The following is a 10,415-nucleotide window of genomic DNA, read 5'->3' as shown; positions in this document are numbered from 1 at the left end:
AGTCCGGTACAATACCGGCTCCACACCAGCCAACAGGCTATCTAATATTGACTCTAACTTTTAGGGTGCACATCATTTACGCTCGGTCTGTTCAATTCGGTATATACGCCGTGCTGGACTCTGATTCCAATTCATCCAGTTCCTTCAAATCTTCTGTCAACTGTAAGAACCAGTCCTTATCCCCCGAAATAAGGGATAAATCGATAAGGTTCAAAAGATGTGCCTTGCTCGGCTCTACGCTTGGCGGAAAATATTTAATCTTGCTCTGGAAGGTTTCGATCGTTTTGCCGACCGTATTTTTATGATCACTTTCTGTAACGTATACTTTCACCGTATTCAGTTTCGCATTCACCGCTTCGACGAAGCCAGTGAATAATTCATCATTTATCGAATGTCCTGTTACCCAGTCACCAACAGTTACAAAGCTTTGATTATCAGACATAACATTGTCCTCCTTCAGCTTAACCGGCTGGCTAAGCAATGGTGATTGTTGTAGGTTGTTGATTACTATAAAAGATTCACCGCAAAAGCGCAATACTTTTGCATACAAAGTTTTAAAATATTCAGATAAATGTCCCTTCAGCACTTTTACAACTGTTACAACTAATGGCTGTCTATTCATTTTATACCCCGTAGCCCTTTTCTTTAATCCAACGGCTTGCCGTTTTCTCTCTTCCTCCGAATACGTTATAATGTGGCTATATATTGCAGGAGGTTGTACCATGATACGCAGCATAGCGGTAACACGTGACAAAAAAATACTTAAAGATCTGTCGTATCAGGAATTGAATAGTCCGGATATAGAATGGTATTGGGTTGATTTCAGCGTACCGACGGATACAGAATCGAATAAACTTGGCGAGATTTTTCACTTTCACCCATTGGCAATCGAGGACTGCTTTCATTTCCTTCAGCGGCCTAAGCTCGATGAATATGATGGCTATCAATTCCTTGTCCTCCATGAACTGAACCATGAGACGTTCGTCTCGGATGAGTTGGATATTTTCCTTTCCGATCACTACGTCGTCACCTTCCACTTGGAGGAATCAATGGCGGCAGACCATGTATGGCAACGAGTGATGTGCGAAGGACCTGCAGAAAATACGCCCTCGAAAATCGTTTATCATTTAATTGATAAGTTGGTAGATGATTACTTCCCCCCTCTATATAAGATGGAGGATCGACTGAATGAAATTGAGGATGAGGAGAGTCACAAATCACCGCAAACAATGATAAATGAGGTATTTGATATACGAAGTGACCTGCTAAGGGCCCGTCGAACGATTGCACCAATGCGGGATCTGATCTACCGGTTGCTCAGTATACAGAAACTCGACTTCGTCCAGGAACAAAGGGCTTATTTCAATGATATTTATGATCATCTGCTGAAACTTACGGAGATCGTTGATTCCAACCGGGAACTTACATCGGATATGCGGGATAGTTACGAGTCGATCAATTCCAATCGAATGAATGCCATCATGATGACATTGACGATTGTCTCGACTATTTTCATTCCACTCACTTTCATCGCCGGTGTATATGGAATGAATTTCGCATATATGCCAGAGCTTCACTGGAAATACGGTTATCTTGCAGCGATACTATTGATGGCAATCATTGCATTGGTGATGCTATGGCACTTCAAACGCAAGGGATGGTTCAATATATTCAAATAAGAAATGCGTGCAGATAGTCTGCACGCATTCCTTATTGGTCGTCCACTACCTCTTTTAGTAACGACATAGCTTTTAACGAAGGCGGGAACCCATTCAATATTGCACAATGTTGGATTGTCTCCATTATCTCTTGGACAGAGATGCCGGATAGGAGAGCCACTTCGAATTGCTGCCGAAGGGCACGCTCATCTCCGTTCGTTACAAAAACAGCGATATTGAGCAATGCCAGGAACCTACCGTTCAGCCCGATAGATTCCTTCTCTCCACTGTCAGCAGCAAGGTTCTCTTCTTCCTTCATCAGCTTGGCCACCAACGCCCAACCTTGATTTTTCGCTTCCTTCATGGGGGACCCTCCGCTTATACTTGAGCAAATCTAGATCTATTTTCCTAGTTGCACAATTCTATTATCGGTAGAATCCACTCACTTATGAACTCTTTATAAGAAAAAAATCAATTTTGTCTAAAGGGAAATCGAATTTATGGTCTGGCGCTCCATGGCCAGACTGTCCCGACAATACAGCGGGGTTGCGGATGCTTGACGGCTTGTATTACTCCATCTGCAATTTCCTGATTCGTCAGCCATCTCGAAATATCTTCCGTGATCCGGAAACCAAGAATGACTTCGTGATAATCAATATTTTCTGCAAATTTAGGAATATAGTTGTGTCGAGGATCATGGGCTTTACTTCCTTTTATATGAAAAAATGATATTGGTTTTTGTAATGTACCATAAAGGTCACACATGGCTTGTATTGCTTCCTTGCCGCTGCTATGAATCCAGCTGACAATAATATCTGGAGCCGAAAGATTTTCAAGCTGGTTTTGGAAACTATCCAGCTGATGATAATCTGTCTGTATCATATGTATACAATCAGGATGGACAGCTCGTTTGACTACACGCAGCAGGCTTTCTTTTGTTCGGGCAATCATGGTTACTTCATGGCCCTCCTCGTTCCAATTGAGAACAGCTGCCTGGAGCATGCCCGTTCCCCCAATAACCAATAAATGTGCCATAAGTTCTCCTTTAAAAGTTAAGAGCCTGCCGTTGACAGACTCCAATTATTTTATTTCCATGACTCAGGATACACATTCAAATCGAGTCCCCACAGTGGTCCGACCAGTGCAAAGACACCCAGTATGAGAAGTATAAGAGTGAAGATATTCAAAATAAAGCCTATCTTCACCATTTCCGCTATCGTTATTTTACCAGATGCAAATATGATAGCATTCGGTGGCGTTCCAACCGGCAGCATGAAAGCGCAGTTGGCGGCCATCGCTGCCGGAACCATGATCGCATATGGATGAACATCCAAAGCCAATGCCAATGATGCCATCACTGGCAGAATCATCGTGGCAGTTGCTGTATTGGATGTAATCTCCGTCAAGAACAATACTAGTGTCGTTGAAATGATGATGATCAAGAGGATATTCATACCTTCCAAGATCGTCAGTTGGTCTCCGATCCATTGTGAAAGCCCGGAACTAGTGAATCCAGCTGCGATTGCAAGCCCGCCGCCGAATAGAAGCAGCACCCCCCATGGCAGTTCTTTGGAAACGTCCCAATCAAGAATTCTCTGTCCCTTTTTATTTACACTTGGTATCAAGAATAATAATACCCCTGCCAATACCGCGATGAATGTATCACTTATACCAGGTATAGCGATAATCTCAAGCACTGCATCCGCTTCCCAAAGGAAAGTGCGGCTTACCCACATAAAAGCAGCGAAAGTGAATACAGTAAGAACGGCTTTTTCCTCGAAGGACATTTTACCGAGATCTTGTTTTTGTTTAAGTATGAGGTCTTTTCCACCTGGCAGCTCCTTCATCTTGATCCGGAAGACAACCTTAGTAAGATAAATCCATGACGAAAACAAGAGAATTACTACAATTGGTACCGCAATCAGCATCCAGCCCCCAAAGGAGATTTCCATCCCGAACAAGCTGCTTGCCATCGCTGCCAGGATAATATTCGGAGGTGTTCCGATCAGCGTTCCAAGCCCGCCGATTGTACCAGCATAACCGATGGCGAAGACCAGCGATTTCTCGAATTTCCGATTATCTTCCCCAATTTCCTGTTTGCTGGCTTTTGCAGCTTGACTAGCTTGATAGATGATAGCCGTCCCTATCGGCAGCATCATCATGACTGCCGCCGTGTTGGAAACCCACATCGAAAGGAAGCCGGTCGCGATCATGAACCCAAGTACGATACGGGATGTACTCGTTCCGACGACACTGATGATATTCAGTGCAATTCGTTTATGCAGATTCCATTTCTCCATTGCCATGGCAATCAGGAATCCACCAAGAAAAAGGAAAACGATTGGATCGCCATAGCTTGAGGCTGCTGTATCTCCATCCAGTCCTTGCGTCACTGGAAGAAGAATGAGCGGCAATAAACTAGTTGCCGGAATGGGAATCGCTTCTGTGATCCACCATGTCGCTACCCATAAAGTAGTGGCCAATACCATGCGTCCTTCGTAACTCAGACCTTCGGGGTAATAAAACAAAATGACAGACAGAAACAAGAGAGGACCTAAAAATAATCCAATCAACTGAGGGCGTTTATACGTTCGAGGTGCTTTGTTGGAAGTGCCAGACTGCTCCAGGGTATTAGTTTGTGTTGTGTTTTTCGAAGTAGGTACAGCAAATAGCAATAATTTCTTTGTCTTGTCATGGATATTCCATAGACCATTCCAAACGGATAACATACTAGATTTCATCCAATCGCCTCCTTTTATTTAAGCGCTTACATAGTGATGTAAGCAAATACAGATGATTACATGATAAGCCTATTAGACTCTGGGTTGTTCTGTCAAATATTTGTACAAAAAAACAGCAGGCATTTGCCCGCTGTCCTCCTTACTAGTTAACTTGGAATTCCCGCTTCGATGGAAAGCTGCTTTTTTAGCTTCCCTCCCTGGATGACCATAAGGATATTATCCGTATCAGCAAGCGAAGCTATATTTTCCAAAGGGTTTTCTTTAACAATAACGAAGTCTGCTAATTTCCCTTCGGCTATTGTACCAATTTTCTCTTCCCAGCCTAAGCATTCCGCAGCTGCCTTGGTAGATGCCAAAATCGACTCCATTGGACTCATGCCGATATCACACAAGAGCGCCAATTCACGGAGATTCGTACCATGAGCCATCACACCCGCATCAGTACCCATTGCAATTTTGACACCTGCCTCATATGCCTTTGCTACGCTGCGCTGATGGATTTCCATCACTTCTTTCGCTTTGTCGACTGCATAGGCAGGCATACTTTCATTTGCCTCACTTGCTTCCACGACACTGACAGGAGCAAGCAGCGTCGGAACAAGATATGTCCCATGCTCAAGCATCAGCTCGATTGCTTCGTCGTCCAGGAAAATACCATGCTCGATGGAGTGGATACCTGCCCGTACCGCTTGTTTCACTCCTTCAGCACCTTGGGCATGTGCCATCACTTTTCGTCCTTTGCGATAGGAAGCTTCTTCCACGATAATGCGCAGTTCTTCCATGGAGAATTGAGTGAATTCCGGATGATCCGTCGGACTCATGACGCCGCCTGTCGCATGCACTTTAATGATATCGGCACCTGCACGCAGCATTTCCCGAACCTTTTGCCGAACCTGCTCCGGCCCATCACAAATACCTGATGGAAAGCCAGGATAGGCTTTGTCAGTCAAATCCATATCGGACACCATCCAATTATCTCCATGGCCTCCTGTGATCGTAAGCGGATTGACACTGATTTGCATGCGTGGACCGTTGATAAGACCTGTTTCGATGGCCTGCTTGACACCTAGGTCTGCATAGCCGGCATCTCTTACTGTTGTAATGCCAGCATCCAGTGTTCGTTTCATATACGCCTGTGCTTCATAGAATCTCATTGAAAAAGGTGTAACCAGTGTTTCGCGCACATCCTTGATTTCCATCATCATATGCACATGCGTATCGATCAAACCAGGCAGGATATAACTGCCTTGAACATCGATGACTTCCTTGGCATCGATCCCGATGAAATCGGAAGCAGGCCCGATGGCGGCGATACGGTCTCCTTTGACTGCAATGACAGCATCCTTTATTATTTCTCCAGTTCCATCAATGACGACACCGTTGCGAATAAGCGTGTCCATGATCATCCTCCTTAAAGTGTTTGTACAAGAATACTTGCTATGACCACCGAACCGATGGAAACCGAAGCAAATCCGCCCATAAGCATCGGCGGCAGCAGCTGATTCAAAATCATTGCTTCTTCTTCCTTATTCCTGCCGACACTCCTGCTCACTTCCTGGGTGATCAAATAGTCCCCAGGGAAACCATACATCGCCGTCAGCACGACTGGTATCCCTTTGTTGCAGTCCCACTTGAATAGCTTGGAACCAATGAATCCACCTACCAGCAAGCCAATGGTACCGATGACCAAAATAGCCGAAACAGCTGGCAATACCGCGAGTATATCCGCTACTGTCACATCAACAAGTGATTCCATCACGACAAAGATCAATCCGACCATTGCAATACTAAAACCATTGGAACGCTCCAAAGCTTTTTCCGGGAAGAACCCGATGGCAGAGCCGATGATCCCGAGTGCCAAACCGAATAGACTGTAACTGATTCCAGTAAGTCCACCCAGCCAGACAGCTAAAGCAGAACCGATGAAGATCAGAAATAGAACGAAAAAGTGGCTTTCCATCAATTTTTCAGGGAACAAGCTTTTTCGTTTGGCTGGTTCTTCCTCATCCACTTCGCCATCTGCTACTGTCGCAGCTACATAAGCCTTGTTTTCGTCCATATCCTGTAGAAGCTTCAAACCGTGGCGGCGCAGCATCCAAGAACTTAATGGCATTCCTATCAACTGCTGCAAAGAAAGGATGATGGCAGGAATCGCAACCAAAGCTGTCAGACCCTGTGCCTGTAGACCTTCTGCTGTAACAAGATAGGCAATGATACCGCCGGTGAGCGGTCCTGCCCCAGCGACAGCTGTTTCATAATCAAAAAAGATCGGAACTGCAGCGAGCATCAGGACACAGGAGATAGTGATTCCAATCAATGTGATGATAACGGCTTTATATTGCTGTTTCATTACTTTCAAAGGAATCAGCGTTCCCATATGCACGAGGATGGCCGGCTGCAGAACAGCCCCGACCACTGTAAAAGTGGAGGCTGCCAGTATGTCTTTCGGCAGCACACCGATTTGCAATAAGGTAAAGAATACTACCACTACCACCAGCAATGTCGGAATCTTTGCCCGGGAAATAATCGAAAAAACTTCCCCCAAAGCGATGATCGCCAAGATGATCAGCGTCGCTGTTACAGCACTCATGAGAGCACCCTCCTATTCCAATACCAAGTCTTCAGCAATGGCTAGGAACATATTTGCCCCATCGGCCAAAGCCGCTTCGTCGATAAGGAATTTTGGATGATGATGCGGCGCCGGCGACTGGTTATCAGGGGAGCAAGCACCGACGAACACAAAGCAGCCAGGTACAACGTTTGAAAAAGCTGAGAAATCTTCGCCTCCCATGATTGCCTCTCCTTCAACAGCTGCCCCATCGCCCAATCTCCTTCGGATAGCTTCAAATGCAATGGCCGTTGCTTCCGTTTCATTGACAACCGAGTCGTAGCCATACGTATAATTCAATTCGTACTGACAGCCATTCGCTGCAGAAACGCCTTTGATGATCTGTTCGATTGCCTCGACTGCCCGTTTCCGTACATCCTGACTGAAGGAACGGACAGAAGCTCCGATTTTCACCTCTTCCGGGATGACATTGACCGCATCCCCTGCTTGTAATGTCGTGACAGATACGACCAATTCATCCTTTGGGCTGGTGATACGTGAAACAACCGTCTGCAGGCTAGTGATAATCTGCGCACTCGTAACGACCGGATCAATTGTATTCTCCGGCTGTGAGGAATGACCACCTTTTCCTTTGATCGTGACGTGGAACATGTCCGAATTGGAAGTAGCCGCTCCCGGTGTGATCATCAGCTGACCTAATGGTGTAAGAGAAGATAGATGCAAACCGAACACATAGTCCAATCCTTCTGTCACGCCAGCCGCAACCATTTCCCTGGCACCCCCCGGCAGCAGCTCTTCAGCGTGCTGGAAGAAGAAGCGAATCTCGCCATGAATCTTCTCTTGCTGGGCACTTAAAGCTTTGGCGACACCAAGCAATATAGCTGTATGTCCGTCATGTCCGCATGCGTGCATGACACCCTCGTTTTCGGATGCAAAAGGTAGACCGGTTTCTTCCTGGATCGGCAATGCATCCATATCAGCCCGGAATCCGATCGTCTTCCCCGGATGCGCTCCCTTGAGAACTGCCATCACACTTGTTTCTGTAGGTCTAGTCACTTCCAAGTTGGGGAAAGTGCTTAATGTTTCATAAAGGAAAGCAGATGTCTTATATTCCTGAAACGACAACTCCGGATGCTGATGCAGATATCTCCTCCAGCTGACAATTTCTTCAACCTGTTCATTGGACAATTCAATTTTGGTCTGTTTCGTTAGCATAAGATCTCTCCTTTGGAAATTGAATAATAAAATATTTCAGAAAATTTTATGCTAACTATAATAGCACTCCTGCTTTCCCCTTAAAACCCCTAAACTGTGTATTCATTCACCAACTCTTTATAAATGCGAAGGTTGAAACAAGCTATAAAATGTTTTTATGTCAGAAATGGATAACAAAAGATCATTGAATTGTAATAGCTTCTGACAGCATATCTCCCTCGAAGTCCGGCCAATACGCTTTAATGAACACTAATTTTGCATTGGCTGCTTGCAACAGCAGGAAGTTGCTGAGACGCTGTTCCCCGCTTGTCCGGATCAGTACGTCCACATCTGGCATCTCTTTCGTCCAGAAAAACTGCCGCAGTTGTTCATATTCCTGTATTCTTTGGCTACTTGATTGAATCATTTCTTTAATTCCATTAACAATCTCATCCTTGCTTCCGTAGTTGAGCGCAATCCGAAGAATCAATGTTCGGTTATGTATCGTTTCCTCCATCGTTTTCTTTACCACCGTCAAGGTCTTCGGCGGTAATGCTTGCAGATTTCCGAAAAACTCTACCCTGACCCCTGCTTTTTTGAGTGCTTTCATCTCTGTGTTATAAAAAATGCCAGGCAAACGCATGATATAATCCACTTCCTGTTTCGGGCGCTTCCAGTTCTCTGATGAGAAAGCATATAACGTCAGATTTTGTATACCTAGCTGGATTGCCGCTTCGATAGTCCTTCTCACTGCAAGCATTCCGGCATAATGTCCAGCACTGCGAGGTTTTCCCTGCTCTGTCGCCCATCTTCCATTTCCATCCATCATGATTGCCACGTGCTTCGGTATCCTGTTCATGCCATCCCCTCCTGCTTTGTAGCTTAGAATATGTCGCAAAAATTGTAAACAAAAAGAGGAGTACAATGACTCCCCTTTAAAAAACAAGCTCTTCTGCAACACCAAGAAAGAATTGGACACCATCCTGCATCGCATCTTCCTCAATTCGGAATTGCGGATGATGGTGGGGGGCAGGAGACGGATTATCTTTTTCCTTGGCACCGATAAAGACAAAGCAGCCAGGGACGGCATTAGCAAAGGCAGCAAAGTCTTCTCCTCCCATGATTGCACTGCCACGAAGAACTGCGTCATCTCCCAGTTTTCGCTTGAGGGCCCGCTCTGCTATTGCAGTAGCACCTTCATCATTGATAACAGAATCATATCCGTACGTAATTTCAAGTTCATATGCAGCTCCATTGGCTTCAGTTATGCCTTTCACCATACGTTCCAATGCAGTCATCGCATTTTTCCGTACATCTTGGGTAAGCGAACGCACGGATGCTCCAATACGTACTTCATTCGGTATGACATTCACTGCGTCACCAGCATGCAGCGTGGTGATGGAGACGACCAGCTCTTCTTTCGGACTAGTCATCCGCGACACGATTGTTTGCAGATTGGTAATGATCTGAGCACTGATGATAACTGGATCCACTGTCTTGTCAGGCTGTGAGGAATGTCCACCTTTTCCCTTTACTGTTAATTGGAACTGATCCGAATTGGACGTTGCTGGTCCATAGATGACACCAACCTTACCTTGTGGCAACTGTGATGCCACATGCTGCCCAAATACCATCTCCACACCGTCAGTGACACCAGCTTCCACCATTTCCTTGGCACCGCCTGGGAATAATTCTTCTGCGTGCTGGAAAAAGAAGCGTATTTCTCCGCATAGTTCTTGCTGCTTGGCACTCAGAATCTCTGCCACAGTAAGCAGGATTGCAGTATGGGCATCATGGCCACAGGCGTGCATCACACCTTCGACTTTTGAAGCGAAAGGCAAGTCTGTTTCCTCCTGTATCGGCAATGCATCCATATCTGCACGGAAGCCGATCACTTTACCAGGCTTCGCTCCCTTCAGCTTCGCCATGACACTCGTTTTTGTCGGCCTGCTCAACTCCAGGTTTCCAAAAGATGCCAACGTATCGTAGACAAATTGAGATGTACGCTCCTCCTGGAAAGAAAGCTCCGGATTTGCATGCAGATGTCTTCTCCACTCTAATAGATGTTGTTTGTGCAATTCAGTGACTTTCAACATAAAGTCTTTCGTCCTCATTATGATCCTCCCTCAATTAATCGCTCTCTTTTATTTAACTCAAGTGAATTATTTAATTGTATAAATCATAGAGTCACGCTACAAGAGACAAATGATCGAGTACTGCCGCCTAGATTTTTTCCATTATTAACCTCACAAA

At 45.4% G+C, this 10,415-nt stretch carries 10 protein-coding genes; 1 reads left to right on the top strand and 9 read right to left on the bottom strand.

Annotated features, from left to right (window positions below; all coding sequences use genetic code 11):
* Positions 1 to 91 precede the first annotated feature (91 nt).
* Positions 92 to 442: an IDEAL domain-containing protein gene (locus AB1K91_RS15440; protein WP_413091063.1), complete on the bottom strand. Its 351-nt coding sequence runs from the start codon at positions 440 to 442 to the stop codon at positions 92 to 94.
* A gap of 280 nt (positions 443 to 722) precedes the next feature.
* Here AB1K91_RS15440 and corA point away from each other — a divergent pair, with 280 nt between their 5' ends.
* Positions 723 to 1,679: a magnesium/cobalt transporter CorA gene (gene corA, locus AB1K91_RS15435; RefSeq protein WP_413091061.1), complete on the top strand. Its 957-nt coding sequence runs from the start codon at positions 723 to 725 to the stop codon at positions 1,677 to 1,679.
* Positions 1,680 to 1,710: 31 nt separating this feature from the next.
* Here corA and AB1K91_RS15430 read toward each other — a convergent pair whose 3' ends face one another.
* The 8 genes from AB1K91_RS15430 to AB1K91_RS15395 form a co-directional block, all read right to left on the bottom strand.
* Positions 1,711 to 2,022 carry a carboxymuconolactone decarboxylase family protein gene (locus AB1K91_RS15430; protein WP_413091059.1) on the bottom strand — a complete coding sequence of 104 codons (312 nt, stop codon included), beginning with the start codon at positions 2,020 to 2,022 and terminating at the stop codon, positions 1,711 to 1,713.
* Between the two features lie 134 nt (positions 2,023 to 2,156).
* Complete coding sequence (locus tag AB1K91_RS15425) at positions 2,157 to 2,693, bottom strand: Rossmann-fold NAD(P)-binding domain-containing protein (protein WP_413091058.1); 537 nt, start codon at positions 2,691 to 2,693, stop codon at positions 2,157 to 2,159.
* Between the two features lie 50 nt (positions 2,694 to 2,743).
* Positions 2,744 to 4,399, bottom strand: coding sequence for an SLC13 family permease (locus AB1K91_RS15420; RefSeq protein ID WP_413091057.1), 1,656 nt, complete (start codon positions 4,397 to 4,399; stop codon positions 2,744 to 2,746).
* Positions 4,400 to 4,545: 146 nt separating this feature from the next.
* On the bottom strand, positions 4,546 to 5,802 hold the full coding sequence (locus tag AB1K91_RS15415; protein WP_413091073.1) for a metal-dependent hydrolase family protein: 1,257 nt from the start codon (positions 5,800 to 5,802) through the stop codon (positions 4,546 to 4,548).
* Positions 5,803 to 5,810: 8 nt separating this feature from the next.
* Positions 5,811 to 6,989: a hypothetical protein gene (locus AB1K91_RS15410; protein ID WP_413091055.1), complete on the bottom strand. Its 1,179-nt coding sequence runs from the start codon at positions 6,987 to 6,989 to the stop codon at positions 5,811 to 5,813.
* Positions 6,990 to 7,001: 12 nt separating this feature from the next.
* Entirely contained in the window at positions 7,002 to 8,183 is a 1,182-nt protein-coding gene (locus tag AB1K91_RS15405; protein ID WP_413091053.1) for a M20 metallopeptidase family protein, read from the bottom strand.
* Positions 8,184 to 8,364: 181 nt separating this feature from the next.
* Positions 8,365 to 9,021 carry a polyprenyl diphosphate synthase gene (gene uppS, locus AB1K91_RS15400; protein WP_413091051.1) on the bottom strand — a complete coding sequence of 219 codons (657 nt, stop codon included), beginning with the start codon at positions 9,019 to 9,021 and terminating at the stop codon, positions 8,365 to 8,367.
* A 76-nt stretch (positions 9,022 to 9,097) separates the two neighbouring features.
* A complete protein-coding gene (locus tag AB1K91_RS15395; RefSeq protein ID WP_413091050.1) occupies positions 9,098 to 10,276 on the bottom strand; it encodes a M20 metallopeptidase family protein in 1,179 nt (392 codons plus the stop codon).
* Positions 10,277 to 10,415 lie beyond the last annotated feature (139 nt).

Source organism: Terribacillus jepli (assembly GCF_047228925.1).
GTDB lineage: Bacteria > Bacillota > Bacilli > Bacillales > Amphibacillaceae > Terribacillus.
The sequence above is the reverse complement of the archived record's forward strand: the minus strand, read 5'-3'. Positions and strand labels throughout refer to the sequence as shown.

Excerpts from the sequence above, each read along its gene's own strand:
- AB1K91_RS15440 (WP_413091063.1), bottom strand. The coding sequence starts at position 442 with ATGTCTGATAATCAAAGCTTTGTAACTGTTGGTGACTGGGTAACAGGA.
- corA (WP_413091061.1), top strand. The coding sequence starts at position 723 with ATGATACGCAGCATAGCGGTAACACGTGACAAAAAAATACTTAAAGAT.
- AB1K91_RS15430 (WP_413091059.1), bottom strand. The coding sequence starts at position 2,022 with ATGAAGGAAGCGAAAAATCAAGGTTGGGCGTTGGTGGCCAAGCTGATG.
- AB1K91_RS15425 (WP_413091058.1), bottom strand. The coding sequence starts at position 2,693 with ATGGCACATTTATTGGTTATTGGGGGAACGGGCATGCTCCAGGCAGCT.
- AB1K91_RS15420 (WP_413091057.1), bottom strand. The coding sequence starts at position 4,399 with ATGAAATCTAGTATGTTATCCGTTTGGAATGGTCTATGGAATATCCAT.
- AB1K91_RS15410 (WP_413091055.1), bottom strand. The coding sequence starts at position 6,989 with ATGAGTGCTGTAACAGCGACGCTGATCATCTTGGCGATCATCGCTTTG.
- AB1K91_RS15405 (WP_413091053.1), bottom strand. The coding sequence starts at position 8,183 with ATGCTAACGAAACAGACCAAAATTGAATTGTCCAATGAACAGGTTGAA.
- uppS (WP_413091051.1), bottom strand. The coding sequence starts at position 9,021 with ATGAACAGGATACCGAAGCACGTGGCAATCATGATGGATGGAAATGGA.
- AB1K91_RS15395 (WP_413091050.1), bottom strand. The coding sequence starts at position 10,276 with ATGAGGACGAAAGACTTTATGTTGAAAGTCACTGAATTGCACAAACAA.